This is a genomic window from Microbacterium sp. B19 (assembly GCF_000333395.1).
GTDB lineage: Bacteria > Actinomycetota > Actinomycetes > Actinomycetales > Microbacteriaceae > Microbacterium.
The window spans coordinates 1-19520 of record NZ_BADA01000006.1; the positions used below are offsets into that span (position 1 = coordinate 1).

General features: G+C 72.3%; 22 protein-coding genes and 1 pseudogene. 15 read left to right on the plus strand and 8 right to left on the minus strand.

Annotated elements, in window-relative coordinates; translation table 11 throughout:
- From I5G_RS19595 to I5G_RS00060, 3 genes and pseudogenes are all read left to right on the plus strand, one after another.
- A pseudogene (locus I5G_RS19595) lies at window positions 1-558 on the plus strand (5,10-methylene tetrahydromethanopterin reductase); the annotation flags it as partial.
- 1 nt (window position 559) lies between these two features.
- Window positions 560-1204, plus strand: coding sequence for a CE1759 family FMN reductase (locus I5G_RS00055; protein ID WP_022877219.1), 645 nt, complete (start codon window positions 560-562; stop codon window positions 1202-1204).
- Between the two features lie 191 nt (window positions 1205-1395).
- The gene (locus I5G_RS00060) at window positions 1396-1998 is read left to right on the plus strand and encodes a bifunctional 2-polyprenyl-6-hydroxyphenol methylase/3-demethylubiquinol 3-O-methyltransferase UbiG (protein WP_022877220.1); all 603 of its coding nucleotides are present in this window, start codon (window positions 1396-1398) and stop codon (window positions 1996-1998) included.
- A 14-nt stretch (window positions 1999-2012) separates the two neighbouring features.
- On the opposite strand, the gene I5G_RS00065 is transcribed toward I5G_RS00060, so the two are convergent.
- Window positions 2013-2795, minus strand: coding sequence for a DNA/RNA non-specific endonuclease (locus tag I5G_RS00065; RefSeq protein WP_022877221.1), 783 nt, complete (start codon window positions 2793-2795; stop codon window positions 2013-2015).
- A 46-nt stretch (window positions 2796-2841) separates the two neighbouring features.
- Here I5G_RS00065 and I5G_RS00070 point away from each other — a divergent pair, with 46 nt between their 5' ends.
- Complete coding sequence (locus I5G_RS00070; RefSeq protein ID WP_026095521.1) at window positions 2842-3603, plus strand: fructosamine kinase family protein; 762 nt, start codon at window positions 2842-2844, stop codon at window positions 3601-3603.
- 118 nt (window positions 3604-3721) lie between these two features.
- Here the strand turns inward: I5G_RS00070 and I5G_RS00075 are convergent, their stop codons facing one another.
- Complete coding sequence (locus I5G_RS00075; protein ID WP_239642460.1) at window positions 3722-4342, minus strand: DedA family protein; 621 nt, start codon at window positions 4340-4342, stop codon at window positions 3722-3724.
- A gap of 130 nt (window positions 4343-4472) precedes the next feature.
- On the opposite strand from I5G_RS00075, the gene I5G_RS00080 reads away from it, so the two are divergent.
- Entirely contained in the window at window positions 4473-6437 is a 1965-nt protein-coding gene (locus tag I5G_RS00080; RefSeq protein ID WP_022877224.1) for a glycosyltransferase, read from the plus strand.
- A gap of 91 nt (window positions 6438-6528) precedes the next feature.
- Here I5G_RS00080 and I5G_RS25605 read toward each other — a convergent pair whose 3' ends face one another.
- On the minus strand, window positions 6529-7821 hold the full coding sequence (locus I5G_RS25605) for a lytic transglycosylase domain-containing protein (protein ID WP_022877225.1): 1293 nt from the start codon (window positions 7819-7821) through the stop codon (window positions 6529-6531).
- A gap of 303 nt (window positions 7822-8124) precedes the next feature.
- Here I5G_RS25605 and I5G_RS00090 point away from each other — a divergent pair, with 303 nt between their 5' ends.
- The 5 genes from I5G_RS00090 to I5G_RS00110 all read left to right on the plus strand — a co-directional run bounded on the left by I5G_RS00090 (window position 8125) and on the right by I5G_RS00110 (window position 13380).
- Complete coding sequence (locus I5G_RS00090; protein ID WP_022877226.1) at window positions 8125-10422, plus strand: polyribonucleotide nucleotidyltransferase; 2298 nt, start codon at window positions 8125-8127, stop codon at window positions 10420-10422.
- A 226-nt stretch (window positions 10423-10648) separates the two neighbouring features.
- Window positions 10649-11695, plus strand: coding sequence for an aldo/keto reductase (locus I5G_RS00095; RefSeq protein ID WP_022877227.1), 1047 nt, complete (start codon window positions 10649-10651; stop codon window positions 11693-11695).
- Window positions 11696-11774: 79 nt separating this feature from the next.
- Window positions 11775-12377, plus strand: coding sequence for a histidine phosphatase family protein (locus I5G_RS00100; RefSeq protein WP_022877228.1), 603 nt, complete (start codon window positions 11775-11777; stop codon window positions 12375-12377).
- A 31-nt stretch (window positions 12378-12408) separates the two neighbouring features.
- On the plus strand, window positions 12409-12837 hold the full coding sequence (locus I5G_RS00105; RefSeq protein ID WP_148286355.1) for a hypothetical protein: 429 nt from the start codon (window positions 12409-12411) through the stop codon (window positions 12835-12837).
- 45 nt (window positions 12838-12882) lie between these two features.
- The gene (locus tag I5G_RS00110) at window positions 12883-13380 is read left to right on the plus strand and encodes an N-acetyltransferase (protein WP_022877230.1); all 498 of its coding nucleotides are present in this window, start codon (window positions 12883-12885) and stop codon (window positions 13378-13380) included.
- Between the two features lie 109 nt (window positions 13381-13489).
- On the opposite strand, the gene I5G_RS00115 is transcribed toward I5G_RS00110, so the two are convergent.
- Window positions 13490-13960, minus strand: coding sequence for a GNAT family N-acetyltransferase (locus tag I5G_RS00115; RefSeq protein ID WP_022877231.1), 471 nt, complete (start codon window positions 13958-13960; stop codon window positions 13490-13492).
- Between the two features lie 83 nt (window positions 13961-14043).
- On the opposite strand from I5G_RS00115, the gene dapB reads away from it, so the two are divergent.
- Together dapB and I5G_RS00125 are read left to right on the plus strand one after the other, a co-directional pair.
- On the plus strand, window positions 14044-14856 hold the full coding sequence (gene dapB / locus I5G_RS00120) for a 4-hydroxy-tetrahydrodipicolinate reductase (RefSeq protein ID WP_022877232.1): 813 nt from the start codon (window positions 14044-14046) through the stop codon (window positions 14854-14856).
- Entirely contained in the window at window positions 14853-15305 is a 453-nt protein-coding gene (locus I5G_RS00125; RefSeq protein WP_022877233.1) for a hypothetical protein, read from the plus strand. Before dapB ends, I5G_RS00125 begins: the two co-directional genes overlap by 4 nt.
- A gap of 76 nt (window positions 15306-15381) precedes the next feature.
- Here the strand turns inward: I5G_RS00125 and I5G_RS00130 are convergent, their stop codons facing one another.
- The 4 genes from I5G_RS00130 to I5G_RS00145 all read right to left on the minus strand — a co-directional run bounded on the left by I5G_RS00130 (window position 15382) and on the right by I5G_RS00145 (window position 17768).
- Window positions 15382-16305: a TIGR01777 family oxidoreductase gene (locus tag I5G_RS00130; protein ID WP_022877234.1), complete on the minus strand. Its 924-nt coding sequence runs from the start codon at window positions 16303-16305 to the stop codon at window positions 15382-15384.
- Window positions 16298-16723: an OsmC family peroxiredoxin gene (locus I5G_RS00135; protein ID WP_022877235.1), complete on the minus strand. Its 426-nt coding sequence runs from the start codon at window positions 16721-16723 to the stop codon at window positions 16298-16300. Before I5G_RS00135 ends, I5G_RS00130 begins: the two co-directional genes overlap by 8 nt.
- Window positions 16724-16831: 108 nt before the next feature.
- A complete protein-coding gene (locus I5G_RS00140; protein ID WP_022877236.1) occupies window positions 16832-17338 on the minus strand; it encodes a DUF4395 domain-containing protein in 507 nt (168 codons plus the stop codon).
- On the minus strand, window positions 17331-17768 hold the full coding sequence (locus tag I5G_RS00145) for a thioredoxin family protein (protein WP_026095523.1): 438 nt from the start codon (window positions 17766-17768) through the stop codon (window positions 17331-17333). Before I5G_RS00145 ends, I5G_RS00140 begins: the two co-directional genes overlap by 8 nt.
- Window positions 17769-17934: 166 nt before the next feature.
- Here I5G_RS00145 and I5G_RS00150 point away from each other — a divergent pair, with 166 nt between their 5' ends.
- The 3 genes from I5G_RS00150 to I5G_RS00160 form a co-directional block, all read left to right on the plus strand.
- Window positions 17935-18744, plus strand: coding sequence for a thymidylate synthase (locus I5G_RS00150; protein WP_022877238.1), 810 nt, complete (start codon window positions 17935-17937; stop codon window positions 18742-18744).
- Entirely contained in the window at window positions 18741-19244 is a 504-nt protein-coding gene (locus tag I5G_RS00155) for a dihydrofolate reductase (RefSeq protein WP_022877239.1), read from the plus strand. The genes I5G_RS00150 and I5G_RS00155 overlap by 4 nt, the downstream gene beginning before the upstream one ends.
- On the plus strand, window positions 19241-19520 hold a 280-nt coding region (locus I5G_RS00160), incomplete at its 3' end, for an SDR family oxidoreductase (protein ID WP_022877240.1). The genes I5G_RS00155 and I5G_RS00160, both read left to right, overlap by 4 nt.

The following is a 19520-nucleotide window of genomic DNA, read 5'->3' on the forward strand; positions in this document are numbered from 1 at the left end:
CGCGAGCGCTTCGCGCACTACGGCCACGGCACGCCGCAGCAGGCGATCGTCGGTCTCGGCGGCCAGGTGTTCATGCGGTCCAACTCGCAGGACGCCGTCAAGGAGTTCCGCCCGTACTTCGACAACGCGCCCGTGTACGGCCACGGCCCGAGCCTCGAGGACTTCAGCGAGATGACCCCGCTGACCGTCGGCTCGCCGCAGCAGATCATCGACCGGTACGCCGCCATGCGCGACACGTTCGGTGACTACCAGCGCCAGCTGTTCCTCATCGACCACGCCGGACTCCCGACCAAGACCGTGCTCGAGCAGCTCGACATCCTCGGTGGCGAGGTCGTGCCCGTGCTCCGCAAGGAGCTGCAGAAGAACCGTCCGGCCGAGGTGCCCGACGCTCCGACGCACGCGAACCTCATCGAGAAGATCTACGCCGGCGCCGCTCCGCGCCAGGCCGTTCCCGGCGCGAACCGCGGTGACAACCTGACCGCCGGCAGCCCCTACCAGGACGCCCCGGCCAAGGCCGGCAGCTCCTTCGGTGCGGCCGCGACGCGAGTGGGGGCCTGACATGACCGCCCGTCGTATCGCGGTCGTCACCGCGGGACTGTCGACCCCCTCCTCGACGCGCATGCTGGGCGACCGGCTCGCGCACGCGGCGCTCACCGAGCTCCGCGCGCGCGGGATCGACGCCACGAGCGACGTGTTCGAGCTGCGGGACTTCGCGCACGACCTGACCGACAACCTGCTGACGGGGTTCGCCCCGCCGGCACTCGAGCAGATGATCAACTCCGTGGTCTCGGCCGACGGCCTGATCGTCGTGACGCCGATCTTCTCGACGAGCTACTCGGGCCTGTTCAAGTCGTTCATCGACGTGCTCGACCCGCAGGCCCTGAGCGGCACGCCGGTCCTGCTCGGAGCGAACGCGGGCACCGCCCGTCACTCGCTCGCGATCGACTACGCCATCCGTCCGCTCTTCACCTACCTGCACGCGAATCCGGTTCCGACCGGGGTGTTCGCGGCATCCAGTGACTGGGGATCCAACGCGGACGAGGTCGCGCCGCTCGGCGCCCGCGTCGACCGCGCCGCTCGCGAGTTCGCCGACGCGATCGCCGCGCGCGAACCCGTGAAGGATGCCGACCCCTACGACCCCGCGTCGTACCTCGGCGCTGGCAAGTCCTTCGGTCACCTGCTCGGCGGCCTCGCCGGGGAGTGACCCGTTCGAAGCCCCGCTCTCCTCCGGGAGGGCGGGGCTTCGTGCTGCGCGGGCCGCGCCGACTCAGTGATTCGCGCAACCTCAGCGAGTTCGCGGGGATTCGGGCTGAGGTCGTCGAATCACTGAGGTTGTGCAGCCGAAGGGGCGTCGCGCGGATCACCCGGGTTCCGCGGCGGCCCTAGGGTGAGGGCATGGATGCCGCGCAGTGGGACGAGCGCTATCGAGCCTCGGCCGGAGGGGTGTGGGCGAGCGAGCCGCCCGCCGTCGTGCGGGAGATCGCCGGGCCCTTGACGCCGGGCACGGCCATCGACGTGGCCACGGGCGACGGGAGGACGGCGCTGTGGCTCGCCGCGCGCGGCTGGGACGTCACGGGCGTCGACTTCTCGGCCGAGGCCCTCGCGATCGCGGCGGACCGACCCGGTGGCGACGCCGTGTCGTGGGTCCGCGCCGATGTTCACGCGTGGGAGCCGGTGGCATCCGTCGATCTTGTTGTGTCGTGCTACCTGCACCTGAGCGACAACGCCGCGGCGATCGCCCGCATCGCCGAGTGGGTGACGGTGGGTGGGACGCTCGTCGTCGTCGGACACGACGTCGAGAACATCGCCGCCGGCGGGCACGGACCGTCCGACCCCGCGATCCTCTACACGCCCGAGTTGTTGCGCGGGGCGCTCGACGATCGGTTCCGCATCGAGCGCTGCGAGCGCCTGACCCGCGGCACGGCCGACGCCGAGCTGCGCGGCGGCCACGCCCATCCCGCGATCGACACGCTGCTGCACGCGGTGCGTGTGCGCTGAGCCGCGGCGCCCGCTCAGAGCACGATGTCGCCTGCGTCGCGCAGCTCGCGCACGCCGGACGGCCGAACGCCCGGCCGTGCGAGGACGTCCGCGTCCGCGAGCTGCCCGACATCGACGCGAGCCTCGGCCGCGATGTCGCGGATCGGCACCTGGAACGTCCGGAACGCGCGGAGGGGCGGCACGCGCAGCCCCTGGCGCGTGTCGACGAGCGCGCTCTGGTCGAGCACGAACCCGGCGGCGGCGAGGCCCGCGTCCGACCGCCAGGCGGCGATCTTCCAGAACCTCAGCGGTACCCGGATGCCACGGTACGGAGGATCGTCCGGATCGAGCACCGGCGCGGTGAACACCGCGAGCCGCTGATCGGTGCTCTCGGCGTACGCGAGCACGTGATCCTCCAGGCCGAGCCACAGCTCCTTCGACTGGTTGAAGCCCGCCGCCTGCGGCGCCGCGTTCGGGTACACGAACGTCGCGGCCGTGGCATCCCGAGCCTCCGCCACCGAGCCCCAGCCGGGGTCGCGACGGCGCACGAGATGCCCGCGGTCCAGGTCGTTGTCGGCGTACACCGCCGGACCCGCCTGCGCGTCGACGGCGACCCGCGGATCGAGGCGCCATTCGCCCGTGCGTGGGAGGTCCTGCAGGGTGGACCCGTCGATCACGACGCCGGTGACCGCGGCGAACCGGCGCGCGGGGTCGAGCAGCACGGAGAACCGGGGGTAGTCGAGCCGTACCGTCTCGACGGCGGGGGAGGGGAGGGGCAGGGGGATGCCGAGGAACTCGGGGTCGAAGCCGTCGCTCATCGCTCCATCGTGCCCGGGCCCTCCGACATCGCGACAGACTGGGGCGATGGAACGGCTGGTGAAGACCCGGGACGACGCCCCCACGGGGTTCTTCGCGGCGGAGGCCGCGGGACTCGCCTGGCTCGCCGCCGCGGGCGGCGCCCGGACCGTCGAGGTGCTCGAGAGCGCGCCGACGCGCATCGTCCTCGAGCGCGTGGAGACCGTGCGCCCCACCCCGGCCGCCGCTGAGGAGTTCGGTGCCGCGCTCGCCGCAACGCACGACGCCGGCGCCCCCGCCTTCGGCTCGCCGCCGCCGGGATGGACGGGTGACATCTTCATCGGCCGCCGGACGCAACCGGCGCGGCCCGAGCCGACGTGGGGCGCGTTCTACGCGGCCCAGCGCGTCGAGCCGTTCCTCGCTCCCGCCGTCGCGGCGGGCAACCTCGCGGCATCCGGGTCCGAGGTCGTCCGACGGGCGTGCGCGCTGATCGCCGCCGGAGCCTTCGACGACGCGGACGCCCCCGCGCGCCTGCACGGCGACCTGTGGGCGGGAAACGTGCTGTGGTCGGCCCAGGGCGTCGTGCTCATCGACCCCGCGGCGCACGGCGGACACCGCGAGACCGACCTCGCGATGCTCGCGCTCTTCGGCTGCCCGTTCCTCGACCGCATTCTCGCGGCGTACGACGCGCGGCATCCGCTCCGTCCGGGCTGGCGCGACCGGGTGCCCGTGCACCAGCTGCATCCCCTCGCGGTGCACGCGGCGGGGCACGGCCCGGCCTACGGCGACGAACTTGTGGATGCCGCCGAGCGCACGCTCGCGCTGGGGTGAGGCGACGGCCTACCCCGACGCGCGCTGTATGGCCCGCTACGCCGACACGCCCCGCGCGGCCCGCGCCGTAGGGCCCGCTACGCCGACACGCCCCGCGCGGCCCGCGCTGTAAGGCCCGCTACGCCGACACGCCCCGCGCGGCCCGGCGCCGCGCCCGCCGCGCGAGCAGGAGGTCGATGCCGACGCCGATCCCCACGGCGACCACGATCGACACGATGACCGCGACCACCGGTCCGCCCGGGACGAGCGCGGCCACGACCGCCCCGATGACCGCCTGATACGCGGCCCACGCCATCGCGGCGACCGCAGCCACCCCGAGGTACCGGGCGGGATTCACCCGCGCCGCACCCGCGGCGAGGTTGACCGCGAGCCGGGCGAACGGCACGAACCGGGCCGTGAACAGCACGACCGCGGCGTTGCGCTCCAGGCGGGCGCGCGCCCATTCCAGAGCCGAACGCACGCGCGGTCCGCGCATCCACGCCCAGCGTTCGACGCCCACGGCACGCCCGACGAGGTAGCAGCACAGGTCGCCGCAGAAGGCCGCCGCGCCCGCGACGAGGATGACCGCGAAGAGCGGGGGAGTGCCGTTCGCGACGGCCAGCGCGCCGAACGCCGTGACCGCCGCCTCACCCGGGATCACCACCAGGAACGCGTCCGCGAACACGAGCGCGGCCATGGCCGGCAGCGCCCACGGGCTCGCCGCGATCAGCCCGAGCCACGCATCGATCCCGTCCACCACGTCACTCTCCGTCGCGAATCGAGACGGGATGCCGACCGTGCGGTGACCCGGCGCGGAGCATCCGGTGAACATCGCGAACGTCGGGCCGTGATCGACGCCGCGGCGTGTCGCGGGGACCCACCCTGGATGCGTGAGAGTCGCGCTGCTGGCCGAGTCCTTCCTCCCGCACATGAACGGAGTCACCGGTTCCGTTCTGCACGTCCTCCGCCACCTGGCGGAGGCCGGTCACGAGACGCTCGTGATCGCCCCGAAGTCCGGAGACGTCACCGCCGATCTGCACGGTGCCCGCGCCGAGCTCCTCCGCTCCGTGCCGCTGCCGTCGTACCCCGAGGTCCGCGTCGTGTTCGCGCGCGCGGCACGCCTCGGCGCGCTGCTGCGGGAGTTCCGCCCCGACGTGGTGCATCTGGCATCCCCGTTCGTGCTCGGCTGGCAGGGACTCGCCGCCGCCGAGGCGCTGAAGATCCCGTCGGTCGCGGTGTACCAGACCGACGTCATCGCCTACGCGCAGAAGTATGGCCTGCCGCAGGCCACGGCGCTCGTCGCCGGACACGTCACGCGGCTGCACCGCCGCGCGACGCTCACGCTCGCGCCGTCCTCCGCGTCGTCGCGGCAGCTCGAGGGGCTGGGCGTGGACCGGATCCGTCGCTGGGGCAGGGGAGTGGATGCCATCCGCTTCGCGCCCGAACACCGCGACGAGGCCTGGCGCGCCGCCGTCGCGCCGACCGGCGAGCGCATCGTCGGGTACGTCGGCCGTCTCGCGCCCGAGAAGCAGGTCGACGACCTGCGCGCGCTCGCCGATCTCCCGGGCACGCGTCTGGTGATCGTCGGCGACGGTCCGTCGCGTCCCGCGCTGGAGAAGGCGATCCCGGATGCCGTTTTCACCGGCCATCTCTCGGGCGGCGATCTCGCACGGGCGATGGCGGGCTTCGACGTCTTCGTGCACCCCGGTGAGAGCGAGACCTTCGGCCAGACGATCCAGGAGGCGCTCGCGAGCGGCGTCCCGGTCGTCGCGACCGGTGTCGGCGGTCCCCTCGACCTCGTCCGCTCGAGCGTCGACGGGTGGCTGTACAAGCCGGGCGACCTCGACGACCTGCGCGACCGCGTCGCCGACCTCGTCGGTGACGAGTCCAAGCGGCAGGCGTTCGCGCGTGCGGCGCGGGAGGCGGTGGCGGGTCGCACGTGGGAGGCCCTCACGCGCGACCTCGTCGGGTACTACCGCGAAGCGGCGGCGCTGCGCGCGATGGACGAGGGCATGCTCGTCCGCGGCGGCGAGCGGCCCGAGGTGCCCGCGCGGCGCACCCGCGGACGGTGGACGCGCTTCGTGGCGCTCGGCGATTCGCTGACCGAGGGGCTGTGCGACGCGTCCCGGATGCCGTCGGGGCAGTTCCGCGGCTGGGCCGACCGCCTCGCGGAACTCCTCGCGCACACGAGCGACGAGGGACCGTTCCAGTACGCCAACCTCGCGGTCCGCAGTCGTCGCGTGCGGCACCTCATCGACGAGCAGATCCCCGCCGCGCTGGAGATGCGGCCCGACCTCGTCTCGATCCTCATCGGGGCGAACGACCTCGTCGGACCCGCACCGGTGATTCCGGCGCTCGTCGCCGAGGTCGAGTCGGCGGTGCGGGCGGTGCGCCGGACGGGTGCCGACGTCCTGCTCGTGACGACCTTCCTGCCGCGCAGGGCGGCCGCACGCATCTTCGCGCGCCGCTTCTCGGCCTACAACGTCGAGCTGCGGCGCATCGCTCGGACGCACGGCGCGATTCTGCTCGACCTCGAGGCCGTGGCCGAGATCGGCGACCTCCCGCTGTGGGCCGACGACCTGGTGCACCTCCGTTCGCGCGGGCACCGGCTCGTGGCGTACCGCGCAGCCGAGGCGCTGGGCGTCCCCGACGCCGATGCGCTGCTCGGCCTCGACGAGGCGCTGCACGCCGATGACGACGTCCCGCAGGGCGGTTGGCTCCTGCGCGACGCACTGCCGTGGGTGTGGCGCCGGGTGCGTGGCCGCACCGCCGGCGACGGCATCCTGCCCAAGCACGATGGATACGTCGAGCTGCCCACGCGCGGCGACCGCCAGCGCCAGCGCGCGACGTCCTGAGGCGTGCGAGGGCTCACGATCGGGTCGAGCGCTCACGCTCCGACCGCAGGGATCGTGAGCGCTCGCACGGATCGTGGGCGCTCGGCGGCGCTCAGTACCAGCCGGTCGCCTCGGAGTGCGCCCACGCCCCGCAGGGGGAGCCGTAGCGAGACCTGATGTACGACAGGCCCCAGGCGATCTGCGTCGCGGCGTTCGTCCGCCAATCGGGACCGGCGGCGGCCATCTTGTCTCCGGGGAGAGCCTGAGGGATGCCATAGGCACCGCTTCCGGGGTTGTAGGCGTCCGCGCGCCAGCCGGATTCGCGGTTCCACAGCGAGACCAGGCACGAGAACTGGTCGTCGCCCCAGCCGTAGCCGCCGAGCGCGCCGCGCGCGTAGTCGCGCGCCTGGGCGGGGCTCATCGTCGGACCCGCCGGCGCCGTGGACCCACCGCCCCCGCCCGAGCCGGAACCCCCGCCGGAGCCGGAACCGGAGCCCCCGCCCGAGCCGGAGCCCCCGCCGGAACCGGAGCCGCCCGAGCTCGACCCGCTGCCGGAACCCGACCCGCTCGAGCCTCCACTCGACGAGGACCCGCCCCCGGACGAAGCCCCGCCGCCCGACGAAGACCCGCCCCCGGACGCCGCGGCCCCACCGCCGGTCGCGCCGCCGGGCTGGGCCGCCTGCGCCGCCGTCTGCTGGGCCAGCCGGGCCGCGCGTTCCTGCGCGGCCGTGGTCTCGCGCAGCGCCGCGAGCTGGGCGAACAGTGCGTCGAGCCGACCCTGAGTCTCCGTGACGACGGCTGCTTCGGCATCCGCTTCCGTGTTCGCCTCGGCTGCGGTCGTCTCTGCCTCGGTCGCGAGTCGCGCGGCCTCGGCCCGCGCGTCCTCCGCCTGCGTGCGGAGCGACGTCGCGACATCGGCGGCGCTGCGTGCCTCCCCGACGGTGTGCGCCGTCAGCGTCGTCACCCGATCCAGGATGCCGAGCCGGTCGAGCAGCGAATCGGGGTCGGCCGTCGTCAGCAACTGCGCGACGAGCGGACCGTCGACGGTCGAGCGGTAGAGCCGGGACGCACTCGCGCCGACGCGGGCGCTCGCCGCGGCGAGAGCGGAGTCTGCCGCGGTGCTCTGCGCGGTGAGGGCATCGGCGCGTGCGGCCGTGCTCGCGGCGAGTTCCCGCGCGCGCTCGGCGGCGGCGGAGGCGTCCAGTGCCCGGCTCGACGCCGTAGCGGCCTGGGACTGGGCGGCATCCAACTGCTGTTCGATCGCTCGGACGGCAGGGTCGTCGCCATCGGCCGCGGTCACGTGCAGGGGAGCGGCGGTCGCTCCACCCGCCGGGATCGCCACGAGAGCTCCGCCCACGAGCACGCACACGGCCAGCGTGTGACGCGTGTGACGTCTGAGGCCCATGAGGTGAGGGTACGGCACTCCCGCGAGCCGAACCAGCCGGGAAAGCGGGGCACTGATAGGCTCTCGGAGGGTGCCGCCATGGCATCCGCTCAATTACACATGAGCTCACGGAGCAGGCCGGCAGACGCTGGTCCCCTGTGGTGGACTCCCCGTCATGATGCCGGGTGGTCGTCTACTGGTGGCCAGTCGCCGGGATTTCCGGGCCGACGAGTCGGCGCGCCCTTTCTGCCTGTTCCTGCTCCTTCGCATGTCAGCTCGTCGCCCACACGGGGCGCCGAGCCTAAACAAAGAAGGAGGGACCTCTTGGAAGGTCCAGAAATCACCGCCGCTGAAGCCGTTCTCGACAACGGCCGCTTCGGCACCCGCACCGTTCGCTTCGAAACCGGTCGTCTCGCGCAGCAGGCGCAGGGCTCGGTCGCCGCGTACCTCGACGAAGAGACCATGCTTCTCTCGGCCACCAGCGCCGGAAAGCACCCGCGTGAAGGCTTCGACTTCTTCCCGCTGACCGTCGACGTCGAGGAGCGCTCCTACGCCGCCGGCAAGATCCCCGGCTCGTTCTTCCGCCGCGAGGGTCGCCCCTCCACCGAGGCCATCCTCGTGTGCCGCCTCATCGACCGCCCGCTGCGTCCGTCGTTCGTCGACGGTCTGCGCAACGAGGTCCAGATCGTCGTGACCGTGCTCTCGATCGCGCCGGGCGAGTTCTACGACGCCCTCGCCATCAACGCCGCGTCGCTGTCGACCCAGATCTCGGGTCTGCCGTTCTCGGGCCCGATCGCGGGTGTCCGCCTCGCACTCATCCCCGGTCACGGCGAGCACGCCGACCAGTGGGTCGCGTTCCCGACCGCCGCGCAGCTCGAGGACGCCGTCTTCGACCTGATCGTCGCCGGTCGCGTCCTGGAGGACGGCGACGTCGCGATCATGATGGTCGAGGCCGAGGCCACCGAAGGCAGCTGGAACCTCATCAAGGGCGGCGCCACCAAGCCGAACGAGCAGGTCGTGGCCGAGGGCCTCGAGGCCTCGAAGCCCTTCATCCGCGAGCTCGTCGCCGCGCAGAACGTCGTGGCGAACACCGCGGCGAAGGAGATCCAGCCCTACCCGGTCTTCCCCGCGTACAGCTCCGAGGTCTACGACTTCGTCGCCGGCCGCTCGTACGACGACCTCGTGGGCGTCTACCAGATCGCCGACAAGCAGGAGCGTCAGAACGCCGACGACGCCGTCAAGGACCGCGTCAAGGCCGAGCTGATCGCCGCCGTCGAGGCGGGCGAGCTGCCCGCCGGCGCGCCGCTGGAGTTCGCCGGCGCGTACAAGTCGGTCACGAAGAAGATCGTGCGCGGTCGCATCCTCACCGAGGGCGTCCGCATCGACGGCCGCGGCCTGGCCGACATCCGTCCGCTCGACGCCGAGGTGCAGGTCATCCCGCGCGTCCACGGTTCGGCGATCTTCCAGCGCGGCGAGACCCAGATCCTGGGCGTCACCACGCTGAACATGCTCAAGATGGAGCAGCAGATCGACTCGCTGTCGCCGGTGACGCACAAGCGCTACATGCACCACTACAACTTCCCGCCGTACTCGACCGGTGAGACCGGTCGCGTGGGTTCGCCGAAGCGTCGCGAGATCGGGCACGGCTTCCTCGCCGAGCGCGCCCTCGTCCCGGTTCTGCCGAGCCGCGAGGAGTTCCCGTACGCGATCCGTCAGGTCTCCGAGGCGCTGGGCTCCAACGGCTCAACGTCGATGGGCTCGGTGTGCGCCTCGACCCTGTCGCTGCTGAACGCGGGTGTGCCGCTGCGCGCTCCCGTCGCCGGTATCGCGATGGGTCTCGTGTCGGATGAGGTCGACGGCCAGACGCGCTACGCCGCGCTGACCGACATCCTCGGCGCCGAAGACGCCCTCGGCGACATGGACTTCAAGGTCGCGGGCACGAGCGAGTTCGTCACGGCGATCCAGCTCGACACCAAGCTCGACGGCATCCCGTCGTCCGTGCTGACCGCCGCGCTGCAGCAGGCCCGTGAGGCGCGCCTCACGATCCTCAGCGTCCTCAACGCCGCGATCGACGCTCCCGACGAGATGGCGCCCACGGCGCCGCGCGTCATCAGCGTGCAGATCCCGGTCGACAAGATCGGCGAGCTGATCGGCCCCAAGGGCAAGACGATCAACGCGATCCAGGACGAGACCGGCGCCGACATCTCCATCGAGGAGGACGGCACCGTTTACATCGGCGCGACCGACGGCCCCTCGGCCGAGGCCGCCCGCGCCCAGGTCAACGCGATCGCCAACCCCACCAACCCCGAGGTCGGCGAGCAGTTCCTGGGTACGGTCGTCAAGATCGCGACCTTCGGTGCGTTCATCTCGCTCCTGCCCGGCAAGGACGGCCTGCTGCACGTCAGCGAGGTCCGCAAGCTCGCCGGTGGCAAGCGCGTCGAGAACGTCGAGGACGTCCTGTCCGTCGGCCGCAAGATCCTGGTGCGCATCACCAAGATCGACGACCGCGGCAAGCTGTCGCTCGAGCCCGTGCTCGACGAGGCCGCCACGACGCCCGAGCCCGCGGACACGCAGAGCTCGGCCGCCGCGAGCGAGGGCCCGGAGGCTCCCGCCGAGGGCTGATCCCTCTTCACCGGATGCCCGTCCCGCTTCGCGCGGGGCGGGCATCCGTGCATTTCGCCCGCTTCGGCGCCGATGCTCCCGCCGAAACCAAGCGTTATGCAATGTTTACCGCCGAGCCGGGCGAATCGGGAGCGGTCGTCCGGGGAGGCCCTACCCTCGAACTACGCGTCGGGGGGCGCAGCGGGTGCCGTCGGCATCCCGTCCCCGGCGCATCGAGGAGAGGCCCATGAGCGGCTCGGGCGTCGAGGAGACGACCCCGCCGCCCCTGCGCCGGAACCGGGCGACGCAGCCGCCCGTCCCCGCTCCGCACCCCTCCGCGCCCGTGACGCTCCAGGGCCCGGGTCTCGGCTCGCACGTCCGGGTCGCACTCGGCGAGACCGGCTTCGACGTCTTCCCCCTCTTCCTCGGGGGTGGTGAATTCGGCTGGAACGTCGACGCGTCGGCCAGTCACGAGATCCTCGACACGTACGTCGAACTCGGCGGCAACGCGATCCACACGGCCGACAGCTACGCGGCGGGCCGCAGCGAGCACATCATCGGCTCTTGGATGAGGGATCGCCGCATGCGCGACGACATCGTGCTCGCGGTGCGTGTCGGGCGGCATCCGGACAATCCCGGACTCGGCTCGGTGAACCTGGTCCGCGCCGTGGAGGCGTCGCTCAGTCGCCTCGGCACCGATCGCATCGACGTCCTCTCACTGGACGCCGTCCGCGGTGACACCGCGGTGCTCGAGGACACCCTCGCCACGTGCGAGTGGCTCGTCGAGAGCGGCAAGGTGCGTGCGATCGGCGCGCACGGCTACACCGCGTCGCAGTTGGTGGAGGCCCGCATCCTGTCCTCGGCGGGGTACCCGCGCGTCACGGTGCTCGACGTGCCGTACAACGTGTTGCGGCGCGAGGAGTTCGACGGGGATCTCCGACTCATCGCCTCGGCGCAGGGCATCGCCGTGACGCCCTCGCACCCGCTCGCCCACGGCTTCCTCGCGGGCGAGACGCGCACGCGCGGCCAGCGCGCCACCTCGGTGCGCGGGTCGCAGCTCGCCGCGCACTTGAACCGTCGCGGCTCCCGCGTCCTGCGCGCGCTCGACACGATCGGTGACGAACTGGGGATCCCGGATGCCGCGGTCGCGATGGCGTGGCTGCTCGCGCAGAAGGCGGTCACCGCTCCGATCGTGAACGCGTTCGCGCCGAGACACGTCGTGGAATGCATGCGGGCCGTGGGCGTTCGGCTCAGCCGCGCCCAGCTGTCGGACATCGCCCGCGCCGCCGAGTGAACGGCCGCCCGTCGGGGGCGTGACGTAGGCTGGAAGTGTTCTGCGGGGGGCCCGCACACTGACAACGAGGTGAGCCGACGTGACGCATTACATCTACCTGGTGCGCCATGGTGAGCACCAGGATGCCGAGCACGGGCTCACCGACGGGCCGCTGTCGCCGCGCGGACAGCGTCAAGCCGCGCTCCTCGCCGACCGCCTGTCCGGACTCCCGCTGGATGCCGTGTGGCACTCGCCCCTTGAGCGTGCCGCGCAGACCGCCCGTGCGGTCGCCGAACGTCTCCCGTCCGTCACGCCCGAGGCATCCGCTCTGCTCTTCGACTGCGTTCCGACGGGCATGACGCCCGAGACGCCCGCGGCGTACGAGCCGTTCTTCGGCGGCGTGACCGAGGCCGAGATCGAGGCCGGGCGCGCGCAGATGGAGGATGCCACGGCCGAATTCCTCGCGCGGAAGACGGGCGAGGTGCACGAGCTGCTCATCACGCACAACTTCGTGATCGCGTGGTTCGTGCGCGAGGTCCTGCAGGCCCCGGACTGGCGCTGGATGACGATCAACCAGGCCTACTGCGGCCTGACCGTCATCGCGCAGAAGAAGGGCCGCCCCTGGACGCTGCTGTCGCACAACGACCTGGCGCACCTCCCCGTCGAGCTGCGCACGGGTCTCGTGGACCCGCTCCCGGTCTGAGATGGCGGCGGCGTCGCGCGGTGGGCCGTACGTGCCCGTCGTCGCGTGGCTGGCTGTGGGCGGCGCGGTCGCCGGGGCGGTGGTCTGCGGCCTTCTGTTCGGCTTCGTGATCCCGCCCGACCGCGGCGAAGAAAACGTCGTGTGGGTCATGCCGTTGTACGGAGCGTTCGTCGGCTTCGTCGCTGTGCTCCCCGCGATCGTCGGTTTCTGGGCGGGGCTGTTGTCGTGGACGCGAACGGCGGCCCGCTCGGTCTCTTCGCGCGCGGCGGTCGCGACCCTCTCGGCGGCCGGGGCGGCCCTGGTGTTCTGGGCGGCCGTCGTGACCGTAACGACCGGTGGCTACGGAACTGTGCTCGGGCTCATTCTGGGCGGCCTGACCGCGGTGGTCACGGTGGCGATCGTCGCTCCGGCGACGGTCCGCGCCGCACGCCGCGCCGACCGTGCCGCCGTGGGCGCCTGAGTGCGGATCGCCGCATGCTGCCGTCGTCCGGTAGCCTCCGGTGCCATGCCGGCATCCTCTCCCGTGACCGTTCGCGGAGCAGCCGAGACTGACACCGAGACGATCTGCGCCTTCGGCTCTCGGTACGTTGCGGCCTTCTACGCGCCGATCCTGGGCCCCGAGGCGGCCCAGTCCCAGGTCGACACCTGGTGGAGCGACGCGGCGATGCGCCCGGCCGTCGCGGCGGGTGGCGTGGCCATCGCCGTTCGTGAGGAGACTCTCGTGGGCGTCGCACAGTTCGACCTCGACCTCACGCCGCCGATGATCTGGAAGCTGTACGTGCATCCCTCCCTCCGGGGGCAGGGCATCGGTCCACGCCTGCTCGACGCGGTCATCGCGCGACTTCCCCGGGATGCCACGTCCGTCGGCATCGAACACTTCACCGCCAACACCCGCGCGGGGGACTTCTACGAGCGGGAGGGGTTCCTCGTCGACCGCGTGGAGGACGCGGCATCCGGAGATCCGCGCCACAGGGTGACGTGGCGCGTGAAGCAGCTGCGCTGACGATCGCCGCAGATCTCTGCGCGCGCCCCCCGATTTCGCAGAATCCGACGAAAATCGCAGCATTCGCCCCGAAATCTGCGAGGTTCGGGCGCATCTGCGAAGTTCGGTGTCAGACCAGCACCTTCCCGTACCACCGCGTCGCGTTCGCGTTGTCGTTGTACGGCGGGATCGCCTCGAAGCCCGACCGCGCGTAGAGGCCGCCCGCGGCCTCGAGCGTGTGATGCGTGTCGAGGACGAGTTCCGCGGCGCCGCGCTCGCGGGCCCGGCGCTCGAGGTCGTCGAGGATCCCGCGGCCCCAGCCGCGTCCGCGTCCGCTGTCGCGGACGAACAGGTGCTTGACCTCGTCGCGCGGGCCGTGCGGGCCGTCCTCGATCCGGCGGATGCCACCGCACCCGACGGGCTGGCTCTGGTCGTCGTCCATCACGACGAAGACGCCGGCCGGCTCCACGAACGTGGCGGGGGAGGGGAACACCGTGCGGTACGCCCCGCCGGGGAAGATCGCGGCGCGCAGGCCGAAGTACTCCTCGAGGAGCGCGTGAGCGTCGGGGGCGTCGACGGGGGATGTGCGAATCGAGACCATCCGTCGATGCTAGGCGAGCGGCACCCCGGCGCGTCTGTGGACAGCGCCGCTCCCGGCATCCCGGGTCCGCCTAGGCTGGCTGCATGACCACACGCGTTGCCATCGTGGGCGGAACCGGAAAGCTCGGCGGAGTCATCCGCGAGGTCGTCGAGGCAGAAGAGGGGTACGAGGTCTCGGCGCTGCTCGGTTCGGGCTCCGACTTCTCCGAGCTCGACGGTGCCGACCTCGTGATCGACGCGTCGACGCCGGCTGTGTCGATCGACGTGGTGCGGGCGGCCATCGAGCGCGGGATCAACGTGCTCGTCGGCACCTCGGGCTGGTCGAACGAACGCATCGCCCTCGTCCGTCCTCTCGTGGATGCCAGCGGCACGGGCGCCGTGTTCATCCCGAACTTCTCGCTGGGGTCGGTGATCGGCAGCGCCCTCGCCGCCGCGGCCGCGCCGTTCTTCCCGTCGATCGAGATCGTCGAGGCGCACCGCGAGTCCAAGGTGGATTCCCCGAGCGGCACCGCCGTCCGCACGGCGGAGCTCATCGCCGCCGCGCGCGAGAAGGTCGGTCCGGTGCAGTCGCCGCACGTGGACCAGCGCGCACGCGGACAGCAGGTCGCCTCGGTCGCGATCCACTCCCTGCGGCGCCCCGGTGTCGTCGCGCGTCAGGAGACGATCCTCTCCGGCGCGGGCGAGTCGCTCACGATCGTCCACGACACCATCGACCCGACCGCGGCGTACGCGCCCGGCATCCGGATCGCCATCGCCGCCGCCCGCGAGGCACGCGGCGTCGTCGTCGGACTCGACAGCTTCATCGACATCGGCGTGCGGACGCGTCCGGCGCGCCCCGAGGCGCCCATCGCCGACGGGGACGTGTCCGGCCAGGTCGCCGGCGTCACCAGCGCATGAGGACGCGCGTCGCCGTCGCGATCATGACGGTGCTGCTCCTGCTCTACATCGTGCTGGCCGGCCAGCGCGCGGTGATCCTCCTCACCAGCGGCGACGGCGTCGCCGTGGCCATGGGCCTCGCGCTCATCGTGCTGCCGCTCATCGCGTTGTGGGCCATCGGCCGCGAGCTCTGGTTCGGCGTGCGCGCGCAGAAGCTGGGGGAGACCCTGGATGCCGAGGGCGGTCTCCCCGAGGAGGAGCTCGAGGTGCGCCCGAGCGGTCGTGCCACCCGCGACGATGCCGACGCGCTGTTCCCGACGTACCGCGCCGACGTGGAGGCGCACCCCGCGGACTGGCGGGCCTGGTACCGGCTCGGGCTCGCGTACGACGCGGCGGGTGACCGCCGTCGTGCCCGCGCGGCGGTCCGGAGAGCGATCGCGCTCGAGACCGCGGACCGCCGGGCCGCCTGAGCTCTCCGGGGCGCGCGCGGCGATCCGGTCGTCTCCGGCGGCCCGGTCGGCCGAGGCGACCCGGGCAGAGCCGCGGTCAGCGCGCGGCGGGAACCGCGGACGCCACGGCGTCCTCGACGGTCTCGTGCAAGAACGTGAAGCCGCTGTCCTGCAGGACGGCAGGGCGCACGTCGGCATCCGAGGTCAGGAGCGCCTCGGTCGCGTCGCGACCGAGGGCGAGCTTCATGGCCCACACCGGTGCGCGCAGCACGTACGGCCGGTTCATGCGCCGAGCGAGCGCGAACCCGAGGTCGTTCGCCGTCGCGCGGGTGGGGCCGGTGAGGTTCACCGGGCCGTCCAGGTCGGAGTCGATGACGTGGCGGATGGCGCGCACCTCGTCCTCGAGCGTGATCCACGGCCACACCTGCGTGCCGCGCCCGATCGGCCCGGACGCGCCGAGCTTGGTGAGCAGCAGCAGCGGCTTGAGGACACCCTGTTCGTGGACGATCGGTGCCGTCCGGAGCAGGGCGACCCGGGCGCGAGAGCCGGCGTCGCGCGCCGCGTGCTCCCACTCGACGCAGATGTCCACGAGGAGCCCCTCGCCGCGCGGCGAGGTCTCGGTCAGCACGGCGCCCGGCTGAGACCCGTAGAACCCGGTCGCCGAGGCGTTCACCAGGGCGGGGGCATCGTCACCGAGTTCGCGGATCGCCGCAGCGAGCGTCCGCGTCGGGGTGATCCGCGACCAGAGCAGCTGACTCTTGTACGACGGCGTCCACGGGAAGCGACCGATCGAGGCGCCGTTGAGGCACACCACCGCGTCGGCCCCGGCGAGGACGCCCGGATCGAGCGGGGTGGCATCCTGCAACCACTGCACCTCGTGGGGACCGGAGGCCGGATGCCGCACGAGCGAGGTGACCTCGATGCCGTCGGCCCTAAGCGACTCGGTGAGGGCGGAACCGATGAGGCCCGACGCGCCGGCGAGGACGACGCGTCGGGCCCCTCCGGCAGAGGACTCAGGCAAGCGTCGCCTCGAGCGTGATGTCGATGCCCGCGAGCGCCTGCGAGACCGGGCAGTTCGCCTTGGCGTCGTTCGCGATCTTCTCGAACGTCGCGGCGTCCAGGCCGGGGACGACGGCGTCGACGTTCAGGTGGCTGCCGGTGATGCCGGTGCCGGGCTTGAATGTGACCGAGGCGGTCGCGTGGATCGACTCGGGCGGGGTGCCGTTCTCGGCGAGGGCGTTCGAGAGCGCCATGCTGAAGCACGACGAGTGCGCACCGGCCAGGAGTTCTTCGGGGGTGGTGACCGAGCTGGAGCCCTCGCTGCGGGCCTTCCAGTTCACGTCGAACGTGCCGATCCCCGACGAGGTGAAGGTGACCTCGCCCGATCCCTCGAACAGGCTGCCCTTCCAGGCAGTGGTGGCTTCGCTCGTGACGGACATTCGAACCTCCGCGGTTTCCGCGCAGCCCGGGATGGCTGCCGCGGAAGTCAGCCTAGCCAGGGGCTCCGACCCGTCGGGGGTCTTGACAGCAGCTCCAGAAGAAGGGCGTCAGGCGGCCGACGGACGGCGTCGCCCGATGAGCCCGGCACGCTGCAGGAGCAGGTAGAGCTGGCATCCGAGGCACAGTCCGAAGACCGCGTTCAGGAACGCCGCGATGAACGCCGCGGCCGCAGCGATCGGCAGCGCCCACGGCACGCCAGCGAGGTGGAGGAGCAGGCCGACGACGGTGACGAACAGGCCGACGCCCTGCGCGAAGCGCGGCGGGCGGGGGTCTTCGAACTCGGTGGGGGGAGCGAGGCGCGGCCGCACGACGCTCCGGTAGAGCGCGCCCCACGGCGCGGTGCGCGGAGAGACGACGCCCCACAGGAACAGCGCGGCAATCACGAGCACGAGGAGGAACCCCGGGTCGGCGACGCGGGCGCCGAGGGACGCGGACGCCAGGTCGCCGGTGGCGATGCCGACCAGCGAAAGGAACGTCGCGATCAGCAGCAGGACGGCGGTGATGGATGCCGCGAACCGCGGGCCTCGGACATCGATGCGCTGGACCTCAGGCACGGGCGGACTCCTCTTGCAAACGGGTCAGTTCGAGTTCGACCACGGCGCGGCCGGGCGTGCCGCCGAAGCGGGTGCGGATCGCGCCGTTCCGGTCGAGGACGAGGGTGGTGGGGGTCTGCAGCACGCGGAAGTGCTGAGCGATGTCGGGGCGGTGGGTGAGGTCCACGTCCAGGTGGCGCACGCCGTCGCGGCCGTCGGCGATGTCGGACAGCATGCGGTGGACACCGGGGCAGCGCGAGCACATCTCGGTGCTGAACTGCAGGAGTGTGGCTTCTTCGCCGAGCCCGTCGGCACCCAGGCGGCGCGGGTCGACGACCTCGGCGGAGTCCACGGTGCGGGCGCGGCCCTGGGTGCGGCGGTAGACGACGCCGGCGCCCAGGGCGACCACGACGAGCGCGGCGGTCACGAGGAGAGCGATGGTCAGGTCCACGACCGACAACGCTAACGCGCGCACGGGAGGCAGGGGCCGATGAGTCGCCGAATGACGCTCCCGCCCGGTGTTTCCGCAGCCATCGCTCAGACAACGCGGCCGACACCCGGGCAGAGCGGCCGCGCGCTCCGCCCCGGTGTCGGAGGACCCCGGTATCGTGAGGGCCGTGACCGCCGACATCCCCACGCCGTACGAAGATCTCCTCCGCGACGTCCTCGAGACGGGCGTGCACAAGTCCGATCGCACCGGCACGGGCACGACCAGCGTGTTCGGTCGGCAGATCCGGTTCGACCTGGCGAAGGGATTCCCGCTCGTCACGACCAAGCGGGTGCACCTGAAGTCGATCGTCTACGAACTGCTGTGGTTCCTGCGCGGCGAGTCCAACGTCTCCTGGCTGCAGGAGAACGGTGTGACCATCTGGGACGAGTGGGCGGATGCCGCCGGCGAGCTGGGGCCGGTCTACGGCGTGCAGTGGCGCTCGTGGCCCACCGCGGACGGCGGTGAGATCGACCAGATCTCGCAGGTGATCGAGCAGATCCGTCGCGACCCCGACTCGCGTCGGCTCATCGTCTCGGCGTGGAACCCGGCCGACATCCCCGACATGGCGCTCGCGCCGTGCCACGCGCTGTTCCAGTTCTACGTCGCCGACGGCAAGCTCTCCTGCCAGCTCTATCAGCGCAGCGCCGACATGTTCCTCGGGGTGCCGTTCAACATCGCGTCCTACGCGCTGCTCACGCTCATGATCGCGCAGCAGACCGGGCTCGAGCCGGGCGAGTTCGTCTGGACCGGCGGCGACTGCCACGTCTACGACAACCACCGCGAGCAGGTGCAGGAGCAGCTCTCGCGCGACCCGTACCCGTACCCGACGCTGCGGTTCGCGCAGAAGCCCGCCTCGATCTTCGACTACACCTACGACGACATCGTCGTCGAGGGGTACCAGCACCACCCCGCCATCCGAGCGGCCGTCGCGGTATGACGACGCTCGGGCTCGTCTGGGCTCAGGCTCACGGCGGTGTCATCGGCGCCGAGGGTGGGATGCCGTGGCACGTGCCCGAGGATCTCGCGCACTTCCGCGCGGTGACGGGGGAGTCCGACGTCATCATGGGGCGACGCACGTGGGAGTCGCTCCCGCCGCGATTCCGTCCTCTGCCCGGTCGCCGGAACATCGTCGTCTCGCGCTCGGCGGATTGGGCGGACGAGGGCGCGGAACGCGCCGATTCGCTGGATGCCGCCCGCGCGCTGTCCACCACACCCGAGGTGTGGGTGATGGGAGGCGGGCGCCTGTACGCCGAGGCCATCGGGCAGGCGGACGTCCTCGAGGTCACGCAGCTGGATCTCGAGGTCGACGGCGACACGTTCGCCCCGCCCCTCGCCGGATGGACCCGGACCGCCGCCGACCCGGCCGACGGCTGGCACGTCTCGCGCACCGGCATCCGGTACCGCTTCGAGACCTACGCGCCGGCGGACCGCCCGTGACGCGCACCGCGCTCATCACCGGCGCCAGCTCCGGCCTCGGCGCCGAGTTCGCGCGTCAGCTCGCCGCCCGGGGCGCGGACGTCATCCTCGTCGCGCGCGACCGCGCGGCGCTCGCCGCGGTGGCCGACGGCATCCGCGCCTTCTCGCGCGGCCGGGTCGAGATCCTCCCCGCCGATCTGCTCGACGACGGCGATCTCGCGGCGGTCGAAGCGCGCCTCGCCACCGGCGTCGACGTCCTCGTCAACAACGCCGGATTCGGTCTCGACCTGGCATTCG